Consider the following 24,849-nt stretch of genomic DNA (forward strand, 5'->3'; position numbering starts at 1 on the left):
TCGTGCCATTAGCGTGCCATGAGGTTGAGTTGATCGTGGCGTCTGTCGACGATCTTGCGGTCTGTCACGGTAGGTGCCCGCTCTGTCGCCCGGGCCAGGCCCCCTTGCGGTTGAGCCAAGTCAGCCTGGGCCCGGATGCGGGATGCAGCTGACGGATGGGACCGTCGTAGACCGGGCCTGCAGAAGGTCGCCGTGCTGAAGCGGTCGGCTCCAGGCTTGTCGAGGGCCGTGCGCGATGAGAGCCACCCGTCAAGGCAGCGTGTCGCTAGATCACCCGGGGCTGGTTGTCCGCCGGGTCCACCGGGACGATCTCTTCCACCGTCACCCTGTGGTCGCGGCCGTTGTGATAGCCGAACGACTGGCCGGGTTCGTTGGCGAGCTGTGAAAGGGTCGCGTCCGGAGCCTGGTCGGCGTCGATTTCGCCGTGCTGGACCGAGAAGCTGTAGTGGCCGCCCGCGCTGGCGTCGGCGTTGATCACCGCGTGGAGCCGGTCAAGCCGAATCCTGGAGGGCACCTGTACCCGGAGCGGCTGTGGTCCATCGACACGCAGGATGGCCCGCCCTCGGTCGGGCACCGGCTGGTCGCGGAATCCGGGCCGGCCACAGCATTTCTTGTACTTGCGCTGAGAGCCGCACCAGCAGGGCGTGTTGCGCTCCACAGGCCAGGAGATCGCGTCCCGGGCCGACAGCGTGGACAGGTAGGCCAGCCGTGTACTGCGACGTCGGGGGTCGCGTCCTGTCCGCTCGGCGAACGCGTCGACCTCCGACAGGTCGATCGCGACCACCGAGACCCTGCCGAGCTGGGCCGAGTCGTGCATCGATGACTCCAGCTCGCGACGGTAGTCCTCGTGGTCGAGGGGGAATGTGGCGTCGAGCAGCCCTTCGGTCAGGCCCTTGGCGTACTCCCGCGCGGGGAGATAGGCCATCCGATACCCGGAGCGCTCCCCGCCCAGCGCACGTTTCCCGGAGGGCGTGGCGGCAGTGCGGGCTGCGCTGAGCAGTTCCTCCATCGCGCCCCCAAGCCGGGCCCTCGACTGCTGCCGGTGTTCGGGATCGGGGCTGCGCTCCTCGATCCGCTCGGCCTCTTCCTCAAGCCCGAGGCTTCTGGCCAGGGCGGCCCCCTCCCTGGCCAGGAGTGCGCCACGGTCGGTCTGACCCTGTTCGGCCAGGAAAGCCGGAGCCAGGTAGTAGAAACGGATGTCGCGGCGCTCCGGTACCAGGAACGCCATGTCGCGATGGAGGGCCTCCATCTCGGCCAGGCCCTCGGCGTCGCGGTGGGCCGCACGCAGGGCGCCCACGGCGAAGCGCTGGTCGGGGTGGGCGTTGAGTACTTCGGTCAGCAGCTCGGCCGCGTCGTGGAGCTCGTCGTCGTCATAGAGGTCAACCAGTTCCCAGACAAGCTCGAACACCCCGGGATCGCCCTGGCTGCGCGGATCCAGCAGCACCTGCCGGACCGTCTCCCTGGCCGCAGACTCGTTGGTGAGTTCGCCGAACTCGTCCGGCTCGCCGAACTGGTCGTAGACGGCGTCGAGCACCTGCGTGGGCTTGAGGGGGTGGAAGAATCTGTCGGGGAGCATGGGTTCATTGTCCATACGGTGCGGGCACGATGAGCGGTTTCTCCTTGGCATGCGGGTAGAGGAGCGACATCGTCGCGCTTCGACGCGGTGTCGTGGTTCGAACGGTGCCAAATCTGCGCCGCATCTCAGTTGCGGAGATCGAGTCTCTCGAATTCGCGGGCGCTTGGGTGCGGCTGGCGATGAGCGTGACCTGCTGTTCTTTGTATCGTTCGAGGGTGAGCTTGATCGGGCCGAGCGAGATTCTGCTCGCGGAGTTGGGCCGCTGACATGTCGCCTTCATGGCACAGGTGTCCTTCCTGCTGCCGGCAACGTCAAGGACGAGAGTCATCGCGCCTGTTTGATGCTGCTTCGCTAGGCAGTGGGGCAGCTGCTCGTGCCGCCTCGGTGACGGGTGAGTCGGTTACCGCCTGGACTCGCGCGTCGGTCCGCAGCCCGAATCACCTTTCCCAAGTCGGGCGATTGGCCGGGCCGCGTTAAGTACCTGTACGTACACTGGCTGCATGAGCGCGCAACCGCAGGAGTTCACTCCCGAAGGCCCCCCGCCGGAGAAGAATCTGCGCGCCATCCGCAGAGCGTTGGTCGTCCCGCAGGACCGAGATGGGTTCGACGCAGGTCTTGACGTCGTCTTGGCTGAGGTCCGCGCCAGTTTGGACCTCGGCCGACTCAGCGAGTTCATCCATACCTGGTGGCTTGTCGCGTGCGACTCGATCAAGGATCCGCAGGGCCGGAGAGATCTTTACGAGCGGGCTGCCCGTGTCCAGGAACTGGCCGATGCCGGCAAGCCGATCCCTCGAGGCGACAAGACATGGCGCCAACTGCTGGCTGAGCGCGGGGTCGAGCGGTAGGTGTATTCGATCGTTGAGCCCGATCCTGTCGCTCAAGAACAGATCGCGGCCCTCCCCAAGGAAGCTTTGCGGTATCTGGCCGGGGCGCTCGACTTGATTGAACTGGAGCCCTGGGCCGGTGGACCGCAAGCGTCCAGTAAGCCCGATGGCAACATGCGGGTCATGCCCTTTGGAGAGCGCGGGCTCGTGACCTATCTGGTGTTGGAGCCCCAACGCGAGGTATACGTCATCCGCGTGCAGTGGATCTAGCTCGACTGCGATACCCGTTGTAGATCATAACGAGCTCTAACTGCCGAGGCATGCATAGTGCCCCACAACTCCTCGCTTGCCTGGGCCGCGCTGAGTGACTATCTGGGTGACAACGGCCGTGGACGAGTCTGGACGACGGGAGACCGCCATGGACGGTATGCCCAGGTGAGGGCGGGTACTGGAGCTGCTCCCGCTCTCCCTTCGATTGTCTTACAAGCGAGGGGTCACTGGTTCGATACCAGTACCGCCCACCAACGAAAAGGCCCCGTCTTCGATTGCGGAAACGGGGCCTGAGTGACTAACTCCCGAAGATTTTGCCCATCGCCGCAGCTCGCTAGGTGACCACTCCCGTCCGGTGGGCCCTCTCGCCTCGACGATCTTCCGGAAGTCGCGCCGTACGTTGTGCGCGGTGACGGGAGTACCCGTGCGTGTGCAGAACGCGAGGTCCGTGTCCTTCCATCGCTCCCCCGCCTTCTCCTGCGTGATGTCCTGGGCTTCCTTGAGCAGGCGCAGCGCGTTCACGCAACGCCGGGGGAGCCTTGAGCAAGCGGCGGGATTTGATCGTCTTGGTGTCGCCCTTCTGAAGGACGGACCGCCAGACGCAGATCGCGAAGTCTTTGTGCTCCCAGCCCACATGGCCAACCGGCAGCCAGGCGGCCTGGGCCTCGTCGTACGCGACGACATGCAACCAGAGCAGCGCCCTCAGCTTCTCGGTACGAGCGCCGATCGGCAGGGAGGGGATGATGTAGGCCCGCATGCGCTTGCCGCTCTTCTCCGCCTGTGTGAGGACGGCGAGAGCCTGAGCCAGGGTGAGGGCCTTGGACGGGCGACCGGCGCGCCCCTCCGGGATGTCGCAAAGATCCACGACGTTCCGCTCTTCACCTTGTCTCGGCGCATCGCGCTCTTGACCGGCTGGTTGAGGACGCCGTGGATCAGCTTGAGCGACCGCGTACCCAGCTCACCGGTCTTGCCAGCAAGCCACTTGGTGACCATGGTCTGGGGCGAGGAGACAGTCGGAGAGTTCGATGAAGCGTTTGCCCAGGTAGGGGCTCAAATTCTTCCAAACGGATGGGCGCGCTCAAGATGTGCGGCGGGAGGTCATCGCCGAGAGAAAGAACCACGAACCCGCCACGGTGCATCCGATCGCTAGAAAGATCAGCGCCAGGGACAATGCGTGTGACCAGCCCATCACCATGTTGGACATCGACAGGAAAACAGAGAAGAGACCCATGAATAGTTGTCCCAAGCCGTGACGGCGCGGCTCATATTGCGTACGCCTGCCCCATAACGGGCGGGGGAGTCGCTTGGTAGCGAGTGTGTATATCCCGGATACAGCAACCACGCACCCGAGCCCTAACATGACTGCCCATGCCACTGTAAAGTCCACTTGAATCAGCTCCTCGGGGCGCGGAGGTAAGCCCTCTCTTCCGGAGGTCATTCTGTCGGATCGCTTTGATGAAGATCAAGCGGGGCACTGCCGTACGGCGGCTCGTCGCTTGCCCAAACGCCCGACATACGATCCGAGGGCCTGCCCCGGGAGGCAGCACCATTACGCTGTGACGCTTTCAGACCGACCGCAGCCACGGCACGGGAGCTGGGTACACGGTCTTCCTGGAGCAAGACCGGGCCGTTCCCGCTGAGTGACTATCTGAGTGACAACGACCCGGGGCGAGGAGACTAACTATCAGGCACGTTCAACCGGCAGGCAGCACAGCGGCCGGGCGGGAAGGTCGCTGCGGGGGCGCCACTGCAACTGCCTGCTGGAAGCGGCGCGACAAGACAAGGCGGCGGCAATCCCTACCCCCTCCGGCAGGGAACGCACCTGTCTTGCCGCGCCGGTCATCAGCTGGTGATGTACTCGGCTAGGGCGTTCGCTGCACCCTCCGGATCGCTGGTCGGGTGCCTCCGCTCGGCGCGCTGCCAGGAGTAGTAAGCCCCGCCAAATCCGACGAACACCCACACCGGCATCCCGGCTCACGCCTGTGCACCATGAGCGCGCTGTTGTTGTCCCGAACCTCGGCGTTGACGCCGAGGTTCGTGAGCTGGTCGCGCAGGCGGACGAGCATGTCGCCCTCATCCTGGTTCGGCGAGAAGCCAGCCGTAGCCGTCTGCATGAGCGAATTCATCTTCCGCTACCTTCGGCCTGATCGCCGCCGAGTCGAGGCACTCGCGCTCCCGGGACTGCGATCGGCCGAGCTTTAGTCCGCACATTCTTCGTTCACAGCCAAGGCGTTACGCCGCAGCAGCCTGCGTATGCCATTGGCGAAGCTCAAGATCCGGTCTTCTCGGCAGGCGCCAGCGGTCTAGTCTTCGTACTCATGGCTCGCACCACTTCCAAGCCTCCGGTCGACATCACGCAGGTGTTACCCGAGTTGGACGCGTACGCAAGAACAGCTGTCCGGCTTCACCCGCGGCCCGGAAAGCCGAGCATGCATGACAGCCACATTGGAGGACCGCTGCTCTGGCCGTCAAATGAGCCATGGCCGGCATGCGACCGAACAGTGCAGGTACAGGCCGCGCCCTTCGGTCAGCCAGGCTGGCTGACGATGTTGGACCGCGTCCCTGAGAGCCCGATCCCCGTAGTCGGTGTCGCCCAGTTCTATGCACGCGACATCCCGGAGATTCCCTTTCCTGAGGGAACCGATCTGCTTCAGGTGCTGTGGTGTCCCAACGACCATGAGTTGGAGGCCGTGGGATCCGCTCCTGCTCCGCTGCTGGTCTGGCGCCGCGCCACCGACGTGACCGACGTCCTCGCTGAACCGCCCATGCGGGATCACACCACGCCCGACGGTGGTCCTGAGACCCCCGTGGCCGACCTCAGCTACGAGGACTACCTGCCACGCCCCTGCGTGCTCCATCCCGAACGGGTCGCCGAGTACCCCTTCCCCGAAGAGTTGCCAGAACATCTCCAGACGGCGCTGGACGCTTGGGAAGACGATTCGGAGCATTCCTACCAGTACCTGTTGTCCATCGCGCCGGGCTGCAAGATCGGAGGATGGGAGTCCTGGCACGCCACTGACATGTACGAACTACCTTGCGACGTCTGCGGAACGGAAACAGAGCCGCTCCTCCAACTTGACAGCAGCGAATGGGATGGCGGCAGCGCACCCCGATGGCGGCCCCTGGAAGAACGTCACCTCGAATGGAGCACGCCCGAATGCCAGGAGACGCTGGAACCAACCACGCTCCAGCTCGGTCGTTATGCCGCGCTCACGATCTTCCTCTGTCCCCGATCCGCCGAGCATGGCCACCGTCTGACCATCCAATAACCGAAGATCAAGCCATGTGCCTCGGCGGAGTGCTCCCCCTAGTACTCCAGTGACACATCGCAATCATGGTTGGTTTGGCGCAGGTAGTGGGAACGTCGGGCTGTTGCTTGGTGGCGGCGGCGCCAGTCTGGCCAGCGCAGGATGTTCGTGATCGTGTGGGTGGTGGTCAGGACGAGCGCGGCCAGCAGCCGGCGGACTTCGGGGAGTGTCAGCGGGATGCGGTCGTCGGTGCTGGGTGGCTGGGCAGCGGCGATGGCCGCCAGGAGGGCCAGGGCGAGCATGGCCAAGGTGATGTGCCGGTGCCAGGCCGTCCAGCCGCGCACCTGTTAGTGGTCCAGCCCGACCTGGCCCTTGGCGGCTTGGAATGACTCCTCGACCGCCCATCTGAGACCGGCGATCTTGACCAGGGTCATCAACGACTTGAGGGCGGGCGCGTAGCAGCGGTAGAACGCCGGCTCACCGGTGGTCAGGTTGCGTCGGACCAGCAGCCACCGACAGCCGTCCGTCGTCTTGTCGTCGATGCGTGCGCAGGCCCAGGCGTACCAGCGCGGGCCCTTGGCGCCCTGCCCGGCGCGGTAGCGGTGCCAGTGCCGATCGGCCACCCGCGCGGCGACGTCGGCCGCGCTGACCATATATGGGTAATACGCGACCTCGGGTCGAAGGTCCAGCTCAACCCCCGATCCCCAACACGTCGATCACGAAAAGGGATCTCGGACTAGCGCGGGCCGTCAGTACCAGGACATCGTCATACCCGCGTCCGCGCGAACGGCCGCGCTGTACGTCTCCTTGAGGTCGGCGAAGTACAGCGTGAAGTACTCCTCGTCGTCGCCGTTGACGTTCTCGGTCGTCCGTAGGCCCGTCATGAACTGCTCGATGGTGACGGGCGAAAGGCGCTCCCAGAAGGCTCTGACCTGTTCGGGGGCGAGTCGGCCCACGAATCCTTCCTCCGACCCCTCGGCGTCGACGCCGTCCGGACCCCCCACCCCGTGAACGATCTCGTCACCGTCGAGCCCCAGTGCCTCCAGCCCCACGCGAAGGTAGTGCGCGCTTTCGTCGAGGTCGTAGCTACCAAGCTTCTTTCCGTCCCTGACGACGTCGATGTAGATGCAGACCCCCACGGTTGCCTCCCTCGTATACCGTGACTTGGCCTTCGGCGACGAGCATATGTGTGCGTAGATCTTAGGATCACCAGTTCGAGGTTCTTCACCTGCGCTGCCCTCCCCATCCCAGCCCATCCTCAAGACCGGTGTTGCAGGGACCATGGCATGCCTATCGAGCGGTGCCGTCCAGGAGGGCGGCCCATAGCGTCCAGGCGTCGTTAATCGACATTGGCTGTGTCTCATGCACCACGTGCCCGTCGCTGTGCTGGACGGTGCGCCGGATGAGGCCCTTGCTTCCGCTGGAGCACAGTTCGTACACCGTAGCCCGGCATGCGCAGGTCCAGGCCAGTGGGCGGAGTCGTTCGAGAGCGCCGAGCGGCAGCGCCCATTCGACTCGTAGGTGATCTCTCCGGAGGGTCCGCACGTGGCGGCTGGCGCACTCACCGAGTGCGAGCCCGTCGAGGTCTCGTGCTGGTGTCATGGCCGCATCCTAAACTCACAAAGCTATGGTGCGCTATAGCAGACGCGAGAGTACTGTCCATCGCCATGATGCAGTATGTCTCTTTAGTGTTGCTGCAATGGTGGAGCTGAAGGCGAACCAGCCCAAGTGGCGGCAGGTGCACGTGATCATGGTCGAGCGCATCCGCACGGGCGAGTACAAGGCGGGGGAGCGCATCCCATCCTTGATCGAGCTCATCGAGGAGTTCGGACTCGCCAACGCCACCGGTCAGAAGGTCATGCGCGCCCTTCGCGCGGACGGGCTGATTCGTACGGAGCCCGGCATGGGCAGCTTCGTGACCACGCCCGAAGAGCGCAAGGAGATCGAGGCCGAGCGGACGAAGCGCTCTGAGTGACTGGCCAGGTGACGACCGCCATGGACAAGTGCGGACGTCGATGATCGTCTAGAAAGTGACCCACCGATCACCGGGCCGCCGCCAGGTCGTTCCGACCCCGACCCCGACCGCTCCGCTCCAAGGGGTCTGTCCCGCCGCATCCCGTAGCCATAACATCCGGTGTCATGCTGCGAAACCTCTTCCTTGGTGCGGGAACCCTCCTGATCCTCGTTGGCGTCGGCATGATCGTGTTCGATCCCCCCGGTCTCTTCTACAGCTCCGACGGACGGGGAACGACAACGTCTACGCCCACATCCTTTGCCCTGGTCGCGCTGAGCGAGCCCGCACTTCTCGTCGTTGGAGGCGTCGGGATGATGCTCGGTGCCATCGCGGCAGCAGCCACGTGTAATGGACAGACTGCCTCCGGCAGGGGCACTCGGCTCCGGGATGATCGCCAGAGCGAACCCGTGGAGCCGTAGGTAAACGTAACCATGTGCCGGTTACATTTGCTCGAGTTCTGGTTGCATTTCGTCGCCCTCCGATTCGTCGCCTCCAGGCGAGAGCCCGGTACCAGGAGCCGACTGTCCGAGCATCGCGTAGCCTGACGAGTTCTCGATCGATGTGATGCTGAGGCGTTCCCTGTCCGGCGCCGCCGACGTCACCAGCCTCCTGATCGAGCGCCTTGCCAGTCGTTTCGATGCCGCCGTCACCGCTCGTTTACCAGGAGACGCCCGAACTGGGGCACGGCCACGTCGTCCCACTGAGTGACCATCTGAGTGGCAACGGCCAGGGATGAGCGAGGACGGCTGGGGACTTGGGCGGAACGTTTGCCGAGGCGAGACCTTGAATCACCCAGGATCCCGGCTTCTCTTGGCGTGCCTTGCCAAGCGGGGGTCACTGGTTCGATACCAGTACTGCCCGCCTGTTAGAGAAGCCCTGATTTCGATCATGGAAACGGGGCTTCGTGCCATTGGCCCAGCTTCCGCCGTACTGTGCCGGTAGATCAGCGCCACACGCGCGGAGGATAGCCTCGTGGGGTGGACGATGACCTCTCAGGCGGGCCAGTGACCGACGCCGAGATCGCCCTCGGGATCGGCCTCATGGTGTTGCTTCTTCTGCTGCCCACCATCATTTGGCTTGCCACGGTGTTGCTGCGCCGCCATAGATAGCGCCTATGGCGGGGCCTCGGCTTCGGGATGATCGCGACGGGCTCCTGGTCAATGGCTGGTGCGGGTGGAGTGCCCGGTACGTCCGTACGGGCGTGCCATTCGCGTGAGGCCCGCTGGGGGCGCTCGCCCATACCTTGGCCCGACAACACTGGGGGTCCTGGCCTCCGGCCGTCACCACGGCCCAGGACGCCGTCCGAAAGCTGTTGATCCTGGTCGGATCTGGTGGCCTCGCGCACATCTTTCGCCCGCGTGCCGTCTCGCAGTACCGGCGCCGCAGCGTGAGCACGAACCGCAGGTCAGCTCCCACTCTCCCGGTCTCCGGTGACTGACGGTGACCAATAGGTGCCCGAATCGGTTGGCCCTCTATGCAGGTTCTGGATGTTCTCTGTATGGCTCATCCGCACTCTTGATCTCCAGCAAGAGACGTTTCGAACGACCTCATAGACATGCACGGTGCCGGCCAAGCCTCGTCCCCGGCACACGTAGAAAGGATTTCGTATGAGACCCAAAGGGGTACTCACGGTTGGGTTCGCCCTGTTTGTCTGCCTCGCGTCCGGTCAGGGCGCGTTAGCGAGCACGACGGGGGCTGAGGCCGGTCCGACGCCGACTGCTACGCCGACCACCACGCAGACCGCCACACCCACCCCCACGCCGACCTCCGGGGCGGACAACAACGATCCCCCGAACCAGGCGGAGGGGCCGCAGGTATCGACCCTGGCCGCCCCGAGTTTCCAGCTCCCCTTCCCCTGCGGTCAGTCGTGGAACGGCAACTCCAGCGGGAGCAGCGCTCACAAGTCCTATGAGATCGACTTCAACCGGGGCAGCACGCCGAACGCCGACCTCGGGGACACCGTCGTCGCCGCCGCCGCGGGCACCGTGGTCATCTCGGCCCACCAGGGTTCGGTCAACGGCTACGGGAACCTGGTCAAGATCGACCACGGAGGCGGCTGGACGTCCTTCTACGCGCATCTGAACTCGCGCGCCGTCGCCGCGGGCGCCAAGGTCACTCAGGGCCAGAAGATCGGCGCGGTCGGCAACACCAGCAAGCCGGGCAACGGCATCTCGCCTCACCTGCACTTCGAGATGCGCCAGGGCACCAGCTACCCGTCGAACATCCGTAAGGCCGTCTTCAACGGGGTCACGTTCGGCTACCCGAACCAGACGCTCACCTCCAAGAACTGCGGCGGAGGCGGCAGCGGTAACCCGCACACCGCCGCGTCGGTGTGCGGCAGCGGCTACAAGGTGATCGACTCGGCCGCCCTGGGTACGGCGGGCAAGGTCTACCTGCTGTTCAACTCGGCCAACAGCAAGAACTGCGTGGCCACCATCAAGGCGACCTCCCTTGGCAAGGCCACCGCTGCCAGCGCCTACCTGGAGGTGAAGGGCAAGACGCGGGTCACCGACAGCGGCAGTTTCACTTACTTCGCGGGTCCGGTACTCGCCAGCGCGGCGGACAAGTGCGTCAAGTGGGGCGGCAAGGCCGGTACGGCCACCTACAACAGCCCCTTCGAACACTGCACTTGACATGTGAACCATGAACGCCGCCACCCACTGCGGGTGGCGGCGCTTTTCTGCGCGATCCGGGCGGCCTGCTCCTGCTCCTGCTCCTGCGACAGCCGAAGTCCGGCTGACTGGCAGAGGCTGCCGGGGAATTCGGACGCCGTCTGGAGGTTCGAGGCCGCAGGTTACCGAGGCCGGTTGCCCTTCTTCTTACGGCTGGTCGGCACGGCCCGGCGGCTGGAGCCATTCTGCGCAGGCTTTCGCGGCTTTTGTGGCTGCTGCTGTGCCCGCTCCACCGCAGGGGAGGCGGGGGTACGGCCCCGCGAGCTGTTCGCGGTCCGGCCGCGCACGATGCCGATGAAATCTTCCACCAGGTCAGTGGTCGCGGCCGTGGGCCAGGCCAGCGCGACCTGAGACTGCGGCGCGTCCGGCACCGGCCGGTACGTGAGATCCCTGCGGTCGTGGAGGCGGGCCAGCGACTGCGGGACCAGGAGCAGCCCACTGCCGGCCGCTACCAGCTCGACCGTGTCCGCCGTCGTGGCCGGTCGGGTGAACGCGGGCAGGCCGGGCCGTACCGCCCACTCGAGGGTGTCGTCCAGAGGATGGAACACCTCGTCGTCCGTCAGGTCGGCGATGGCCACCTCGTCGACGGCGGTCACCGCGTGGTCCTTGGGCACCACGACCACCGTGGTCTCCACATAGAGAGGAATCACGCTGAGCCCGTCCCGGTCGACCGGCAGCCTGACGAATCCGGCGTCGGCGCCGCCATCCCGCAGGAGTCCCACCACCTCGGCGGCGGGAACCGCGACCAGGGTGATCGGCACGCCGGGCATCCTCTCGGTCCAGACGCTCACCCATTTCGCGGGTGTCACCCCGGGCACGTACGCCAGCCGGAACTCGTCGCCGGTCTCCCCATCTGTCACTTCCTCAGGGTACCGATGTCAGCGGAACCCGTTCCGACTGACTACGCTTTGCGCCATGACCTCGTCCAAATCGAAGACCATCCAGACGATGAAGCCTGAGACCGCGGCCAAGAAGCTGGGTGTCCTTCTCTCGGCCACGCCCGCCGAGTTCCAGGCGGGTGTCGTCTCCAGGGACGAGCTGAACGAGTTGCAGTCGACGCCACCCGCCTGGCTCGCCGACCTGCGCCGCAACGGCCCGCACCCCAAGCAGGTCATCGCCGCGAAGCTCGGGATCTCCATTTCCGGCCTGACCAGAGGCGGGATCACCGAACCGCTCACCACCGCCGAGATCGACGCGCTGAAGGCGGAGAACCCGGCGTGGCTGGAGCGCGAGCGGTCCATCCAGGCCGAGAGCCGCAAAGAAGCACTCCGCCTCAAGCAACGCTAGACGGCTGATCAACTATGGTGACCGGTCGTGAGAACCCTCATCGTCGGCGGTAGTGGCTTTCTCGGTAGTGAGCTCGCTCGACAGTGTTCGCTTGCCGGGCATGAGGTGGCTGCGACCTATCTGACCCGGCCTGGAGAGGCCGCTGGTCTTGAGTGGGTGCCGCTCGACGTGCGCCGACGAGAGGACGTCGATGTGCTGGTCGGCGCGTTCCGGCCACAGGTGGTCATCAACGTTGCCTACCGTCAGACGGATTGGACGACCACGGCCATTGGCGCCGCGAACGTGGCTCTCGCCGTCTCCACGGCGGGTGGACGCCTCGTCCATGTGTCCAGCGACGCGGTCTTCTCCGGCGCCGCGATTCGCTATGACGAGACCTGCGTCCCTGACCCGATCAGCCCGTACGGCGCGGCCAAAGCCGCCGCCGAGACGGCGGTGAACGCGATCGTGCCGGGCGCGGTGATAGCCCGGACATCCTTGATCATCGGCGACGGTGACTCCCCGCACGAGGCCCTGGTGCATGCACTGGCCACCGGCGGCGCGAGAGGAGTGCTGTTCACCGATGACGTACGGTGCCCCGTGCATGTAGTCGACCTTGCTGCGGCGCTCTTGGAACTCGCCGCTTCTGAGTATCGCGGCGTCCACCATGTCGCCGGAGCCGATGCGGTAAGCCGATACGAGCTCGGGTTGCTCATCGCTCGCCGCGATGGTCTCGACGTGGACCATTTGCCGTCAGGCCGGCGGGCGGACACCGGGTTGCCCGGCCCGATAGACGTGCGCCTGGACTGCGCCATGACTCAGCGACGGCTTCAGACGAAGTTGCGCGGCGCGCGGCAATTTCTGGGTGACGGTCAGCGATGATCGCAACCGTCGTCGGACAAGCGGGTTGCCGGCGTGCGGACGAGTCCGGCGCCGCTGAGCGCGATCCGCGTGCTCGAAGAACGGTGAAGGGCCTCGGTGCGTCGCGGGAATAGAGACGGCTCCGTCACAGGGTGGGACTATCGCAGGTCAGCTCTGTTGCGTGGGCGTATCCGGCCGTCTTCGAGTGTCACTGATGTGCGCGGCGGAAGACGCATCTGAGCGACTGGTGGCCGGACATGTAAGCCACCTCGGACGTGTGCTCCAGCCTCCAACCGTGCCATTCAATGGCCTCGATCAACTCGGATACTTCCCACGCCGTGGCGGTCGCGCGCTGGTAACTGCTGGCGATGGACGCGACGAAAATGCCACGGCCCTGCTCATGCGCCCAACGGGATTCGTCGGCAACCCGCTGGCCGTCCTTGGACAATGGCATCTGTCTCTTCCTCGACTGCGCTCACATGATCCCCGGCAGGGGGCAAACGTGCGGGGTGCGGGCTGAGTTCCTTGACGTGGCGTCGAGCGTTCTCCCGCTCATTGGTAAGTCGGTTTGTATGGCGAGAGGTCACGTGACGGTCTAGGTTCCGTCCGGTGCGTTGAGCGGGAGCGAGTGTGGCTCATGCCCGTACCTACCGTTGGATCGTGATCGATCCCAAGGGTGAGCAGCCGGTGTACATGCAGGTCGCGGCGTCTCTCCGCGAGCGTATCGAGTCCGGCGAATGGCTGCCTCGCCACCGCCTGCCTCGTGTCGCGGAGCTTGAGCAGGCGTATGGCGTGGCTCGGAGCACCATCCTCGAGGCGATCAATCATCTGCGGGACAGCGGTTACGTCTACACGGTCCCGAACTGGGGCACCGTAGTACGTCTCGGATCGGATGACATCACCGTCGTGGTGATAGAGCCGGGGGACTACGGCATCTTCCGGGTGTCGAGCGATCAGGAGAGCGAACGGCTTGGGCTCGATCCGGAAGCCGCCGTGTTCGTGCTTGAAAAGGCGAGTGGCAAGGTCGCGGTGCTGCCTGCCGACAAGGTCGAGATCCGCGGGCCGGAGCGCTGAGCGTCTGCGGGCGGGCGTGGTGGCGATGTGGGATGCTCTTCGCCGTGACCGAGCCAGAGGACCCCGTGGTGCCCGCGCGGCCGAGTGAGGTTCCGGACGACGTCGAGACCTTGCGCATCTGTGGAGCCATCGGTCTCGTCGTGGGCGGCGCGTTGTGCGTGGGGGCTCTCCTCGTTGACGGCGGCAGGCCACCGTGGCAGGTGCTCGCCGTTTTCGTGCTGGTTGTCCTGGTCGGACTCGGGTTGCGGCTGGAGGCGGCTCTTCGCGAGCGGTCACGTTCTTGAGCCTGCTTCCAACCTTGGGGTCTTTCCCGGAGTTCTTTAGTACATGGACCGTTATGAGGGGTTCCACGAGTTCGTACGTGCCCGCCAGCAATCGCTGATGCGGACGGCGTACCTGCTCACCGGAGACACCCACCTCGCCGAGGATCTGTTGCAGACGGTCCTCACCCGTGTCGCCTCACACTGGGCCAAACTCGCCAAGGGCGGCAATCCCGAGGCGTACGCCCGTAAGGCCCTGGTCAACCAGAACATCTCGTGGCGCAGACGCAAGCGCGTCGAGCTGCCGGGAGCCGAGTTGCCGGAGGTCGGCCAGTCGCACGACGAGGCGACCGTGCGGCGGCTCGCTCTGCTGCACGCGCTCGCCCAGCTCACCCCGAAACAGCGGACGGTGATCGTGCTGCGTTACTACGAAGATCGCACCGAACACGAGACCGCCCAGCTCATGGGCACCTCACTAGGCACGGTCAAGAGCCAGACGAATTACGCGCTGTCAAAGCTGCGTGCGCTCACCCCACAGGAGGTGGACCGATGAACACGCTCCGCGAGGATCTGCACGAGCTGGCCGCCCACGCGCCCGACGTCGACCTGGCCGACCTGGCGATCAGGGGAGCACGTCGCAAGCGCGTGGTCCGCCTGTCGCTGGCTGCCGCCGTGGTGGCCGTCGGGATCGCCGGGGGCTCCGCCATACGTTTCCAAGAGGTACGGCCGATGCCGCCGGTCGTTCTCACACCGCCGGAGACCAAGGCGCTGCCGCTGCCCGCGAAGGGGGTCGCGCCAGTGCAGCAGGCCTATCGGCCGTCCTGCCGGGGCGGGTGCAAGGAGAGCGAGTGGCGCATCGTGACCCGAAGCGGCGAGACCTTCAAGATGCCCGCGGGGCCGGGGCCGGTGGAGGCCACGGCTGACGGTCGCCGGATCGCCTACTACAGCGAGAAGGACCGCAGGATCGTGGTGCGCGACCTGGCCAGTGGCCGGATCTGGAAGGCGCCGCTGAAGCAGCCGAAGCAGGACTTCGCGGTCGAGTACACCCTGCGGATGTCACCCAACGGGTTGCGTTTCATCGTCTCCGGCTGGGGTGGCCGGCGTGAGCCGAACATGCTGGTGGACGTCGAGCAGGGGACGGTGGAGCAACTGGACAAGGGTTGGTGGCCGGTGAGCGTGGCAGATGATGACGGCCCGGTGGTGCTGGCCAAGCCATATGACGACACCACCCAGGTCTGGGTACGTGGCCATAAGCCGGTCACCATCCCCGACTTCACCTACGATTTCAGCGCTTTGAACCCTGATGGCCGCAGGCTCGTTCGAGTGGGGCAGTTCCTGAGCCGTGAGGCGCCCAGGGTGCAGAGAGACGGAACGATCGTCACCTTCGACGCCCTCACCGGGGGCATGCAGGCGCGGGTGGCGGTGTCCGGAATTCCGGGAGATCTGAAGCCGGCCAAGCTGGGCGGCTGGTTGAACGCCGAAGAGGTCACTCTGATCGCCATCGCGGAGTCGCCCAGGAGCGCTGTGCAGGCAGTGGCCTACGCGGTGAATGTGCTGTCGGGGCAGGCCCGTGAGTTGTTCCCGCTCCACGCGGAAGGAGCGTACGCCGTGCCTGGTTTGGTGGGTTGATCCGATGACCGCGCGGTCATCGGTATCGCTCGGGGATGACCAGGCCGGGTCGTTCGTCGTCCCAGGCCATGGAGCTCATCTTCCACTCGCCGGCCAGCCGGATGAACTGAGTCGAGATGACGCCCTCAGCGGCGAACCTCGTCCCGTTCAAGATGCCCTCTTTCCGGTAGGTGCTGAACCGATGGGCCACGTTTCCGAAGGACTCCGTTGTCGCCGCCGACTCGGTTTCCCGGAAGGACGTCAGTTCGCCCGCCTCGAACAGCTTGCCGCGAGAAGCGGTGAACTGGGTGACGGAGAGGATTTCCGGGTCGCCGGGGCCGCTTCTGATCAGCTTGCCGTCCATGATGAAGAGGTCGTGGAGTGCGGCGTACGACGGCCGCCCACCCTCCTCGAAGGAGACCGCCTCGAAGAAGGATTCGACCAGTTCCCTGAGTTCGTCCATGAACGCGACCCTTTCACTGGATCAGCAGCTAGTCACGAGGGGAGCTCGAAGTCATCGAGGATCACCTGATCGGGATGGGCTTGGGGTACTACAGTCCGACGGTGGCTCACGATGACGAGGCGGCAGTGGCCCGGGAGACCGAGGCGGTGGCGGCGGCCAATGTGCAGGCCGTGCTCCAGTTGTGCGCGGCGGGAAAGTTGCGATGCAGCGAGAAGACGCAGCGGCCGGCGGCGGCGACGGTCGCGGCCGTGGCTTCGGCGATGGCCGGGGGTGACTTCTATGACGGAGAGCCGATCGCGGCGTTCGCCTGGCCGCTGCTGCTGCAGGCCGGCGGATTGGCCGAGCTGGCCGGTGGCCGGTTGCAGTTGACCGCGCGCGGCCGTACGGCGCTGGCCAAGCCTGCAGCGGCGACGATCAGGGATCTGTGGCGACGCTGGATCAGCGGCGGTGTGATCGACGAGTTCAGCCGGGTGGAGGAGATCAAGGGCCAGCGGATCAAGAACGTGCTGACGGCGGCCAAGCCGCGGCGCCAGAAGGTCGCGGCGGCGCTCACGCTGTGCGAGCCGGGGAAGTGGGTCGAGGTCGACGACCTGTTCGCGGTGATGCGCCGGAACGGGCTGGATCCGGTGATCGCGCGCACCGAGCGCGGGTTGTGGCGCCTGTATCTCGTGGATCCGGAGTACGGAAGCCTGGGATACGCGGGATTCGGGGATTGGCCGATCCTGGAGGGCCGATACACCCTGGCGGTGCTGTTCGAGTACGCGGCCACGCTGGGGCTGGTCGACGTGAGATATGTCGAGCCGGAGGGAGCCAGAGACGACTACCACGGGAACTGGGGCGCCGACGACCTGGAGCGGCTGAGCCGCTACGACGGGCTGCGGGCGGTCCGGTTGAACGCCCTCGGGGCCTACGTTTTGGGGTTGAGCACGGCCTACGAGGCAGCCCCGGCCGCGGTCGAGCAGGTGCTCAAGGTGTTGCCCAACTTCGACATCGTGGTCACCGGTGAGTTGACGGCAGTGGATCGGCTGACTTTGGACGGCTATGCCGCGCAGACCGCCGACCGGGTGTGGACGTTGTCGGCTCGATCGCTGCGGGACGCGCTGGGGGCGGGCCAGGACCTGGAGCGCCTGCGTACATTCCTGGACGAGCGGGGGCATCACGAGTTGCCCTCCACTGTCACCACGTTGCTGGCGGACGTTAAGCGCAAGGCTCACCAGGTGCGCGACCGGGGGCTGGTCCGGTTGATCGAGGCAGACGACGCGGCGATCGCGGCGCTCATCGCGGGCGATCGCAAAGCAGGCAAACTGTGCCGCCCGCTCGGCGACCGTTGGCTGGCCGTGCCAATGGAAAGCGAGGACGCCTTCCGCAAGGCGGTGAAGCTGCTGGGGTACGTGCTATAGACCAGTGATCTCCAACAGGGCATCCGGTCGCGGTGGCCGTACCAAGAAGAACGGCTGAGCCGACCTCTACGCCTCAGGATCCATTGCCATCGCGGCGTACGACGATAGACCCCTTGCCGCGTCTGGTGACGATCAGGCCCTGCTCTCGTATGATCTCCATGGCCAGGCGCACGGTGCGCCGAGCGACGCCGAACTCCTGCTCAAAGGCCACTTCGGATAGCACGGTTTGTGGCGGGTAGATGCCCGACCTGATGCGCTCGCTGAGGATTTGCGCGATCTGTTCGTACTTGTAGAGCGTCGCGTCCCACTTGATGTCTTCTGCCCCCGTCACGTACATAACGCTACGAGGCCATTGACGTGCAACCATAGAGCTGCCAAGGATGCCCTGTGATGCCTTGGGACGCCATATGCATGGACATGACTGCACAGGTTGCCGTAGAGTGACAGCAGGGCTGGATCGCACTCATCAAATGCTCTGGCTCGTTGCCGTGGTGGCGAATCGCGAAGCGAGGGGTTCAAGCCCAGGTGTACACGTGCAAGGCATGTGCGCCCTGACTCCGGCGCCAGGCGAAAGGAGATCACGTGATGGAGCTGTACGGCGGATATCTCGGCGACGTGTCGTTCAGCAGGACATGCGGTGGCAATCGGCACGAGGAGGAAGGCGAGAGCTGTGTTCTGATCGTCTCGATTCCTGGCATAGAGGGCGCCGACGCCCTGCGTGACTCGAAGGCCTCAGACGTCGGGGCAGTCCGGTTCGGCGGTGCCGAGCTTCGCGCCGCCGACCCGTCCACCAGCTAGGCGTCACCCGAGGACGGCGGTCCCTGCCTGATCCAAGCAAGCAGGGACCGCCGTCCCTGGGACAGTACGGGAGCGCCTGAGTAAGTCCATCCCATGTCCGGAACTGGATGACACGATCGTCCTTGGAGATCGGCATGACCATGGAGGAATTCCACGGCCCGCACCTGAAGCCCCTGCGAAAGGGATACACCGCGATCGACTGGTCCGACTCGGTGGCCAGATGCAACTCCGTCCGGGTCCGAAGCCACACGTGCGAATGCTTGATCACGGTGTACGAGTTCTGCGTGGCGGGCGGGCTCGGCCACATCCGCCGGACCGAGAGGTCGTCGGAGGGCATCCGTCTCAGTGAGAGCCCTTGGCTTCGGGCCGCTGAAGCGAAGGGGCTGTGGGAAAGACTCCTGAGGGGCGCGCACAGTAGCGCTGGTAGCTCTATGCAAGCCCGACCCGTGTCTTGGAGATTCAAACCGACGCTAGGGCTCCGGGCTGTACGGGAGTGAACTCTGTGACAGGCTCGTCTCGACTAAAATCAGTATGACGCGCTCGTTGACAAGGCTGCTCAGGAACCACCAACGGCTTCGGATTGCAAGCGGGAGGGCTAAGGGAATGGGCGTGACCGAAGGTCTGTGGCCTACCGTCTCAAGCAACGCTGGCCTTGTCCGGCGAGAACTCTCCTTGGAAGAGGAGTTCGCTCTGGCTGCCGATGACACGCTCGCGTGGTCCGAGGAAATGCTTGCGATCGCAGCAGAGATGTGGACCGAGGAGTAGGTGCCTCTCGCACCCCGCAGGTCCTCACCCGCGTCGCCTCGCACCGGGCCAAGCTCGCCAAGGCGGCAATCCCGAGGCGTACGCCCGAAAAGCACTGGTCAACCAGAATATCTCGTGGCGCAGACGCAAGCAGGCCGAGCGGCCGGGAGCCGAACTTCCGGAGGTCGGCCAGTCGCACGACGAGGCGAGCCGAGCGGTGGGTCGGCGGTGGCCTACGGGGTGAATGCGCGGACGGGGCAGAGCCACCAGCTGTTCACCCTCCAGGCGGAAGGACAGTACGCCGTACCTGGCTTGGTGCATTGATCCGACGACGGTCACGGGCCGTGAGTGTCCCGTGGCCGCCACCGGCCTACTTCAGCCCGTATGCGCGGTCGACGGTCTGGGTGACCGTGCCGCCCGCCTTGTCCTCAGCGTTGACCCGTAGGGACACGAAACCGCTGGTGGCGGCAAGTGCCGGGTGGAGGAGATCAAGGGCCAGCGGATCAAGAACGTGCTGACCGAGGCCATGCCAGCGAGAGCCCATGGCCTCGGAAGGCTGAAGCAGACCGGCTGTGGGCGAATCTCCTTTGGGGTGCGCGTTAGCGCGAGTGGCGTATCACAATGGCGAATCGGGCGACAAGCGCAGCGTCATCGTCCCAGTCACAGCTACTCGATCAGTTCGCAGAGTCCAGGGCCCATCTCATCGCCGACCATGCGAAGTGCGGTCTCTGCGCGGGAGGCCAGGACGAGGGGCGAGACTCCGGCTACCAGGTCGGCGTGTGTGAGCCGGTCGAGCGCGGCCCCCACCAGCAGCGCGGTCACCCGAAGGGCCGCCTGGAGCGCCACCCCGCCCGTCGAGCCGCCGTGCAGGACGATGTTGCGGCTGCGGTAGAGCCTGCGCAGAGAGATCTCCACATACCGGTGTACCCGGCCGAGCACCTGCGTGGGGTCTGCCAGTAGCGCGCGCATACGGGCGACGGCCGCGATGTCGCTACTGCGGCGCCAGGAGCGTTCGAGCGGCAACGCGTGGCCCTGCTCCAGCTCGCTCGCGATCAAGGCGGCGCGTTCCCGGTTGGACACGCACCGGTCCAGCCGTTCGGCCAGATCACCGCTCCCGGTGCTCCGGATGCGGTGGGACAGCGCCGTAAGCTCGGCCCGTGGCCAGGAGCAGGCGACCAGCGCGGCTGCGCGGGACGCGGCGACGACGGCGGTCGACCCAGGTGCCGGCCTCGTGGAGCTCCTCCAGGGTGAAGAAAGAGCTGACGTCCCAGAGCCGGCGAGGCCAGGGTGTCCTCGGGCTGCTGAAGTCCAGCATGCGTGTCGCGACGTGCCGCGAGTAGTTCGAGGAGGGGTCGCCTCCAGGGGGAGTGCTGTGCATCCTGCGTCCTAGAAAGGATGAGTGAAGGGGGCTGCGGGGCAGTCGGTGTCGACGTGACGACTGCGAGCATAGGGAAGTGTCGCGGATCTCTGTTTGCGGTACGATGAAAACAGCCGCATAAGACGGCAACAGGCTTATCCGGGGCCACGGCCCCTCAGAGGGCGTGATCGTCAAGATCGCGCCCTCTGTTTTTTCCTGCCAGACGCGGTGGTCAGCATGCGTTCGCTATCGTCGAGCGCGGCAGCGAAGGTGAGGACAGCCCCCATGCCGTTCTGCCGGAACGGCTGGCACTGGACATGCGAGTAGGCGGCCACGGAACGCGAGCATCCCGTGGCCGCCGAAGCCGAAGAGGTTACTTCAGCCCGTACGCGCGGTCGACGGTCTGGGTGACCGTGCCGCCCGCCTTGTCCTCAGCGTTGACCCGCAGTGACACGAAACCGCTGGTGGTGGCCAGTGCCGGGTGGAGTACGCGCACTCTGAAACGGTCGTCGCCGAGCTTGTGGACGTTCTCGGCCTGGCGCCAGGTGGTGCCGTCGTCGGTGGAGTACTCCACCCTGGCCGACCGTGCCGGCGAAGCCGAAGGCGTTGCCGGACGAGCGGTCAGGTCGAAGGTGAAAGGCCGCCCGGAAGGGGCCCGGTTGAGCAGGTCCACCGGTAGGTCGTATTTGAGCACCAAAGCGGGCTGGAACGCGCAGGCGGCGCCGAAGGAGCAGGAGTAGCCGCGTGGCGTGCCTGAAGGGTCTCCCGAGGAGGTGAACCGCCAGCCGGTGGTCACCTTCGGCGACAGCGTCCGGTAGCTGGTGTCCACCGCGTCGAGCCGGTACGGGGACGGGCCCGCGGGCACGGTGAACGAGCGGGGGCCCCAGCCCTTCATCGGGATCTCGGTGCCGCCCGCCGCAAGACGAGGAGCGGAGGAGACCGTGCTCAGCGCGCTGTAGTGGCGCGGGTCCGAGTCCAGCCACTGCTCGGCGGGTACGAACCGGTCGCCGTCCCGGCACAGCGCGCACGGCACCGTCACCGGGTAGCGCGCCGGCACGGCGGCCGCGCCGGGCACCAGCGGAGCCTTGAACCAGTCCTCGTCCGTATGGCCCGCCCGCGCGAACGTGTCCTGCGAGGTGAGCTCCAGGCCCTGGTTGCCGACCGAGCGCGACCAGAGCACGTCGTCACCGGCCGGGCCGTAGTACTCGGTACGTTCGAACGGCATCGTCACCCACTGGCCGAACGACAGCGCGGACGCACCGGCGGACGTCGTCACCAGCAGGTGTCCCTGGGCGTTCGGCTGGTCGGCGTGGTAGCGGGTGTCGACGCGGGCCAGCCGGTCGCGGTCCAGCTTCGCCGGTTTGCGGGGGATCTTCCCCTGTTCGTCGTAGCGCAGCCGGTAGTACGTGGACTCTCCGGTGTATGGGGTGAGCCGCAGCGAGTTCGTACCCCGCCGCACGGTGTCCCGCAGGGCACGACCCTGCGCCGCGTCCAGCCCGAGCCGCAGGAACCTGGTGTCGGCGAACCCGGGCAGCCGCGTCCCGGCCCCGTCGGCGTCGTAGAACCCGATGAACCCGGCGGCGCCGCCCTGCTTGGCCAGCGCGGACGCCTCGTCCATCCGTGGGGTCGCGTCGCTGTACGGCGTCGGGCCGGTGCCGAGGGGCACTCCCACCAGGACCAGTTTGCCGGTGACGTCGAGGCCCGCGAAGTCCTGCGGCCTGCCCTGGCCCGCGTGGACCACGGGATAGGCGGTGGGCTTGGTGATGAGCGAGCGCACCGTGTCGACCTCGTACGACGGGTCTAGGGTGAGCCTGCCCGCCGTGGCGGTGGCCAGTACGCCCGGCTCCAGCTGCCACATGTGTGACAGGCTCATCGTGCCTGCCTTGACCGACGGCACCGGCGTGGCGTACAGGTCCACGTGCCTGCCGTTCTCGGTGCTCGCCGTGATCGAGATGGGCGAGGGCCGGTCGGTGAAGGTCCGCACGTACTGGACCTTGCCCTCGGCGTCCATGGCGTCGCGCGAGGACGGCTTGAGCGGCACGGTGTCGCGGGCGTCCAGTTCGAGGGTCTGGTCGTCCTTCAGGGTCACGTTGCCGATGACCAGGGAGGTGCGGGTCCTCATGTAGGTCTCGTTCGCGACGGCGATCACCTCGTAATCGCCGTCCGGCAGGTACTGCTCGCCGTTCCCGGTCAGGTCGAGCCGGCCGTAGTAGTACGCGTACGGATGGAAGGGGTCATCCGGGCTGTTGCTCCGCCGCAGCGGGACGATGTAGACCAGCGGCCCGAGCCGCCCGCCCTGGCCGGGACGGGAGGAGAACTCCTTGGCGCCGTAGGAGTTGGTCAGCGAGATCTTCAGCAGGTGCGTGTCCGGGCCGGTGTAGTAACTGAACGGCGTGGACAGGCGGGAGTCGCCCGCCGTCGCGGTGACCCAGCCGCCGTAGGCGCCCTCGGGGCCCAGGGCCGGGTTCACGGTGAGGTCGACCGTGGCGGTGCCGTTCGCGGGGACGGTGACGGTCTCCGCGCCCAGGCGGATCGCCCCCGCCGGGGTGGGGCCGCCGCTCCAGGCCCGGGTGTCGGCTTTCAGGGCGAGCGTGATGGGTTCAGGGCCGGTGTTGCGGTACGTGACCTTCTTGGTGACGGTGCCCTTGCCCCGTTCGAGGCGGAGGAAGTCGACGACCGGGTCGGCGAAGACGCTCTGCGTGACCGCGCGCCCCAGGTCCAGCCGGCCGCCGCCCTCCTCGAACCAGTTGTGCTTGTCGTTGCGCGCCGAGGTGGAGACCAGGGCGGCGCTCAGCTCGTCGGCGTTCCAGTCGGGATGCTGCTGGGCCAGCACCGCCGCGGCGCCCGCGACGTGCGGCGTGGCCATCGAGGTGCCGCTGAAGGAGGTGTAGCGGTCGTTGCCCGGAATGGACGGCTGCCCGGAGGCGCCGGACCGGGCGGCGACGATGCTGACGCCGGGGGCCACGATGTTCGGCTTGACCGCGGCGTCGTCCAGCCGAGGGCCGATGCTGGAGAACGGGGCCAGGGTCGTACCGGTGATCTTGTCCACCGCGCCGACGGCGAGCGCCTTGTCGGCGGCGGCGGGGACGCTCACCGTCTGGGGTTCGCCCTCGTTGCCCGCGGCGGCGACGAACAGCGTGCCGTACTTCCTGGTCAGCTCGTTGACCGCCTGGCTCGTCGGGTCCGTGCCGTCGCCGCAGCACACGCCGAGGCTCATGTTCACCACGTCGGCGCCCTGCGCCGAGGCCCACTCCATGCCCGCGATCAGCCAGGACAGCTCGCCGTAGCCGTAGTCGTCGAGCACCTTGCCGACCAGCAGCGACGCGGCGGGCGCGACTCCCCGGTACTTGCCGTCGGAGGCGGCGCCGGAGCCGGCGATGGTGGAGGCGACGTGGGTGCCGTGGCCGACCACGTCGGTGGTGTCCGGGGTGGTGGAGAAGTTCTCGGTGGCGAGGATGCGGCCGGTGAAGTCGGGGTGCCCGGCGTCGATGCCGGTGTCGAGGACCGCGACCTTGGTGCCGGCGCCGTCGAAGCCCTTCTGCCACGCGGTGGGTGCGCCGATGAGCGGGACACTCTGGTCCAGGGACGCCTTGACGCGCCGGTCGAGCCAGATCTTGGCAGGCCGGTTCGCCTTCAGCCCGGTGGGCTGGGGCAGGAGGGCCGACCACAGCTTGCCGGTCTCGGCGGTCTTCACTGTCACGGCCGCGCCGTCGATGATGTCGAGCGTGCGGGTGCGCTCGGTGCCGGGCAGGGCGTCGGCGGCCTTCGTGACGGCCGCCTCGCTGGGGTTGCCGCCGTACGTGATGATCAGCGGGATCGCTTGGGCGCGGTGCTCCCGTACGAGGGTCTCGACATCGAACAGCTCGTCGTCGAGGGTGCCCGCGGCCACCAGGTCGGCGGCGTCGGACGGTATGACCAGGGTGCCGCCGTCGCGGTCGGGCAGCGTGGCGAACGTCACCGGCTCGCCGTCAGGCCTGGGTGCGGCCCGGGTGGCCAATATCGGCGGCCCGCCGTTGACGCCGGGTGTGAAGTCGACGACGTCGCCGGTGATCAGGGTGATGGTGCCGGGCTTGACTGGTTCGTCCATTGTGGTGGGGGGAGTCGCCGAGCTGGGTGTGGCTGTGGTGCAGAGCACGAGTGCCAAACCGGTGAACACCGCGGCGATGCGGTTGTGGAACAAAGGGGAGGTCCTCCCGTTCGTGGGCGGGCACGTCGCGGGGCCTCCCCTCGGGCCGCGGGCGTTGGTCCATGTTCCGGGCGCCTCAAGCCGGTCGGTTCCGGGAGCGCTCCCAAACGACGTCCCGACGCTTTCCGTGGTGATCTTTATACCGTGCCGCCGGAGCCGGGCATGAGGTTGGGGGCGCTGGTTTCCCGCTGATCCGGCCGACGGGCGGCGACCGTACTTTCCGGTCGCCGC

General features: G+C 66.5%; 29 protein-coding genes. 15 read left to right on the forward strand and 14 right to left on the reverse strand.

Translation table 11 applies throughout. The features are described from left to right. Positions 1 to 265 precede the first annotated feature (265 nt). Positions 266 to 1,576 carry an SEC-C metal-binding domain-containing protein gene (locus AB0F17_RS17075; RefSeq protein ID WP_358023170.1) on the reverse strand — a complete coding sequence of 437 codons (1,311 nt, stop codon included), beginning with the start codon at positions 1,574 to 1,576 and terminating at the stop codon, positions 266 to 268. Between the two features lie 500 nt (positions 1,577 to 2,076). Here AB0F17_RS17075 and AB0F17_RS17080 point away from each other — a divergent pair, with 500 nt between their 5' ends. Further along, positions 2,077 to 2,421 (forward strand): DUF6247 family protein, encoded by a 345-nt coding sequence (locus tag AB0F17_RS17080; RefSeq protein ID WP_358023173.1) that lies wholly within the window; start codon positions 2,077 to 2,079, stop codon positions 2,419 to 2,421. Then, positions 2,422 to 2,670, forward strand: a complete 249-nt coding sequence (locus AB0F17_RS17085) for a hypothetical protein (RefSeq protein ID WP_358023176.1) — start codon at positions 2,422 to 2,424, stop codon at positions 2,668 to 2,670. It begins immediately after the preceding gene. A 334-nt stretch (positions 2,671 to 3,004) separates the two neighbouring features. Here AB0F17_RS17085 and AB0F17_RS17090 read toward each other — a convergent pair whose 3' ends face one another. Beyond that, positions 3,005 to 3,535, reverse strand: coding sequence for a hypothetical protein (locus tag AB0F17_RS17090; protein WP_358023179.1), 531 nt, complete (start codon positions 3,533 to 3,535; stop codon positions 3,005 to 3,007). 1,681 nt (positions 3,536 to 5,216) lie between these two features. On the opposite strand from AB0F17_RS17090, the gene AB0F17_RS17095 reads away from it, so the two are divergent. Then, positions 5,217 to 5,939, forward strand: coding sequence for a hypothetical protein (locus AB0F17_RS17095; protein ID WP_358023181.1), 723 nt, complete (start codon positions 5,217 to 5,219; stop codon positions 5,937 to 5,939). Between the two features lie 38 nt (positions 5,940 to 5,977). On the opposite strand, the gene AB0F17_RS17100 is transcribed toward AB0F17_RS17095, so the two are convergent. The 4 genes from AB0F17_RS17100 to AB0F17_RS17115 all read right to left on the reverse strand — a co-directional run bounded on the left by AB0F17_RS17100 (position 5,978) and on the right by AB0F17_RS17115 (position 7,520). Beyond that, positions 5,978 to 6,262: a hypothetical protein gene (locus tag AB0F17_RS17100; RefSeq protein ID WP_358023184.1), complete on the reverse strand. Its 285-nt coding sequence runs from the start codon at positions 6,260 to 6,262 to the stop codon at positions 5,978 to 5,980. Positions 6,263 to 6,265: 3 nt separating this feature from the next. Next, complete coding sequence (locus AB0F17_RS17105; protein WP_358023187.1) at positions 6,266 to 6,571, reverse strand: hypothetical protein; 306 nt, start codon at positions 6,569 to 6,571, stop codon at positions 6,266 to 6,268. 96 nt (positions 6,572 to 6,667) lie between these two features. Next, positions 6,668 to 7,057 (reverse strand): DUF1877 family protein, encoded by a 390-nt coding sequence (locus tag AB0F17_RS17110; RefSeq protein WP_358023190.1) that lies wholly within the window; start codon positions 7,055 to 7,057, stop codon positions 6,668 to 6,670. A 151-nt stretch (positions 7,058 to 7,208) separates the two neighbouring features. Next, entirely contained in the window at positions 7,209 to 7,520 is a 312-nt protein-coding gene (locus tag AB0F17_RS17115) for a hypothetical protein (RefSeq protein ID WP_358023193.1), read from the reverse strand. Between the two features lie 97 nt (positions 7,521 to 7,617). On the opposite strand from AB0F17_RS17115, the gene AB0F17_RS17120 reads away from it, so the two are divergent. The 4 genes from AB0F17_RS17120 to AB0F17_RS17135 all read left to right on the forward strand — a co-directional run bounded on the left by AB0F17_RS17120 (position 7,618) and on the right by AB0F17_RS17135 (position 10,565). After that, positions 7,618 to 7,893: a winged helix-turn-helix domain-containing protein gene (locus AB0F17_RS17120; RefSeq protein ID WP_358023196.1), complete on the forward strand. Its 276-nt coding sequence runs from the start codon at positions 7,618 to 7,620 to the stop codon at positions 7,891 to 7,893. Between the two features lie 164 nt (positions 7,894 to 8,057). Then, positions 8,058 to 8,351, forward strand: coding sequence for a hypothetical protein (locus tag AB0F17_RS17125; protein WP_358023199.1), 294 nt, complete (start codon positions 8,058 to 8,060; stop codon positions 8,349 to 8,351). A 558-nt stretch (positions 8,352 to 8,909) separates the two neighbouring features. Then, entirely contained in the window at positions 8,910 to 9,041 is a 132-nt protein-coding gene (locus AB0F17_RS17130) for a hypothetical protein (RefSeq protein ID WP_358023202.1), read from the forward strand. Positions 9,042 to 9,539: 498 nt separating this feature from the next. Then, positions 9,540 to 10,565, forward strand: coding sequence for a M23 family metallopeptidase (locus AB0F17_RS17135; protein WP_358023205.1), 1,026 nt, complete (start codon positions 9,540 to 9,542; stop codon positions 10,563 to 10,565). Positions 10,566 to 10,726: 161 nt separating this feature from the next. Here AB0F17_RS17135 and AB0F17_RS17140 read toward each other — a convergent pair whose 3' ends face one another. Then, positions 10,727 to 11,464, reverse strand: coding sequence for a LysR family substrate-binding domain-containing protein (locus tag AB0F17_RS17140; protein ID WP_358023208.1), 738 nt, complete (start codon positions 11,462 to 11,464; stop codon positions 10,727 to 10,729). Between the two features lie 55 nt (positions 11,465 to 11,519). Here AB0F17_RS17140 and AB0F17_RS17145 point away from each other — a divergent pair, with 55 nt between their 5' ends. Next, positions 11,520 to 11,891 carry a DUF5997 family protein gene (locus AB0F17_RS17145; protein WP_358023211.1) on the forward strand — a complete coding sequence of 124 codons (372 nt, stop codon included), beginning with the start codon at positions 11,520 to 11,522 and terminating at the stop codon, positions 11,889 to 11,891. Positions 11,892 to 11,918: 27 nt separating this feature from the next. Next, positions 11,919 to 12,749 carry a sugar nucleotide-binding protein gene (locus AB0F17_RS17150; protein ID WP_358023214.1) on the forward strand — a complete coding sequence of 277 codons (831 nt, stop codon included), beginning with the start codon at positions 11,919 to 11,921 and terminating at the stop codon, positions 12,747 to 12,749. A gap of 187 nt (positions 12,750 to 12,936) precedes the next feature. On the opposite strand, the gene AB0F17_RS17155 is transcribed toward AB0F17_RS17150, so the two are convergent. Next, positions 12,937 to 13,182: a hypothetical protein gene (locus tag AB0F17_RS17155; protein ID WP_358023217.1), complete on the reverse strand. Its 246-nt coding sequence runs from the start codon at positions 13,180 to 13,182 to the stop codon at positions 12,937 to 12,939. 206 nt (positions 13,183 to 13,388) lie between these two features. On the opposite strand from AB0F17_RS17155, the gene AB0F17_RS17160 reads away from it, so the two are divergent. From AB0F17_RS17160 to AB0F17_RS17175, 4 genes are read left to right on the forward strand one after another with little or no spacing between them, the layout of a single operon-like run. Then, on the forward strand, positions 13,389 to 13,802 hold the full coding sequence (locus tag AB0F17_RS17160) for a GntR family transcriptional regulator (protein ID WP_358023220.1): 414 nt from the start codon (positions 13,389 to 13,391) through the stop codon (positions 13,800 to 13,802). Positions 13,803 to 13,846: 44 nt separating this feature from the next. Further along, complete coding sequence (locus AB0F17_RS17165) at positions 13,847 to 14,086, forward strand: hypothetical protein (RefSeq protein ID WP_358023222.1); 240 nt, start codon at positions 13,847 to 13,849, stop codon at positions 14,084 to 14,086. Positions 14,087 to 14,129: 43 nt separating this feature from the next. Then, positions 14,130 to 14,615, forward strand: a complete 486-nt coding sequence (locus AB0F17_RS17170) for a SigE family RNA polymerase sigma factor (protein ID WP_358023225.1) — start codon at positions 14,130 to 14,132, stop codon at positions 14,613 to 14,615. Next, positions 14,612 to 15,691, forward strand: a complete 1,080-nt coding sequence (locus AB0F17_RS17175) for a hypothetical protein (protein ID WP_358023228.1) — start codon at positions 14,612 to 14,614, stop codon at positions 15,689 to 15,691. The genes AB0F17_RS17170 and AB0F17_RS17175 overlap by 4 nt, the downstream gene beginning before the upstream one ends. 16 nt (positions 15,692 to 15,707) lie before the next feature. Here AB0F17_RS17175 and AB0F17_RS17180 read toward each other — a convergent pair whose 3' ends face one another. Then, the gene (locus tag AB0F17_RS17180; protein WP_358023232.1) at positions 15,708 to 16,133 is read right to left on the reverse strand and encodes a DUF4440 domain-containing protein; all 426 of its coding nucleotides are present in this window, start codon (positions 16,131 to 16,133) and stop codon (positions 15,708 to 15,710) included. A gap of 101 nt (positions 16,134 to 16,234) precedes the next feature. Here AB0F17_RS17180 and AB0F17_RS17185 point away from each other — a divergent pair, with 101 nt between their 5' ends. Beyond that, positions 16,235 to 17,533: a hypothetical protein gene (locus AB0F17_RS17185; RefSeq protein ID WP_358023235.1), complete on the forward strand. Its 1,299-nt coding sequence runs from the start codon at positions 16,235 to 16,237 to the stop codon at positions 17,531 to 17,533. Positions 17,534 to 17,606: 73 nt separating this feature from the next. Here AB0F17_RS17185 and AB0F17_RS17190 read toward each other — a convergent pair whose 3' ends face one another. After that, complete coding sequence (locus tag AB0F17_RS17190) at positions 17,607 to 17,864, reverse strand: GntR family transcriptional regulator (RefSeq protein WP_358023239.1); 258 nt, start codon at positions 17,862 to 17,864, stop codon at positions 17,607 to 17,609. A gap of 251 nt (positions 17,865 to 18,115) precedes the next feature. Here AB0F17_RS17190 and AB0F17_RS17195 point away from each other — a divergent pair, with 251 nt between their 5' ends. Then, entirely contained in the window at positions 18,116 to 18,331 is a 216-nt protein-coding gene (locus AB0F17_RS17195; RefSeq protein WP_358023242.1) for a hypothetical protein, read from the forward strand. Between the two features lie 1,114 nt (positions 18,332 to 19,445). On the opposite strand, the gene AB0F17_RS17200 is transcribed toward AB0F17_RS17195, so the two are convergent. From AB0F17_RS17200 to AB0F17_RS17215, 4 genes are all read right to left on the reverse strand, one after another. Then, positions 19,446 to 19,619: a hypothetical protein gene (locus tag AB0F17_RS17200; protein ID WP_358023245.1), complete on the reverse strand. Its 174-nt coding sequence runs from the start codon at positions 19,617 to 19,619 to the stop codon at positions 19,446 to 19,448. Positions 19,620 to 19,741: 122 nt separating this feature from the next. After that, positions 19,742 to 20,155 (reverse strand): hypothetical protein, encoded by a 414-nt coding sequence (locus AB0F17_RS17205; protein WP_358023251.1) that lies wholly within the window; start codon positions 20,153 to 20,155, stop codon positions 19,742 to 19,744. A gap of 25 nt (positions 20,156 to 20,180) precedes the next feature. Continuing rightward, entirely contained in the window at positions 20,181 to 20,453 is a 273-nt protein-coding gene (locus AB0F17_RS17210) for a hypothetical protein (protein ID WP_358023254.1), read from the reverse strand. Positions 20,454 to 20,805: 352 nt separating this feature from the next. Then, a complete protein-coding gene (locus AB0F17_RS17215; RefSeq protein WP_358023256.1) occupies positions 20,806 to 24,519 on the reverse strand; it encodes a S8 family serine peptidase in 3,714 nt (1,237 codons plus the stop codon). Positions 24,520 to 24,849: the final 330 nt, after the last annotated feature.

It is taken from the genome of Nonomuraea sp. NPDC026600, from assembly GCF_040638335.1.
Classification (GTDB): domain Bacteria; phylum Actinomycetota; class Actinomycetes; order Streptosporangiales; family Streptosporangiaceae; genus Nonomuraea.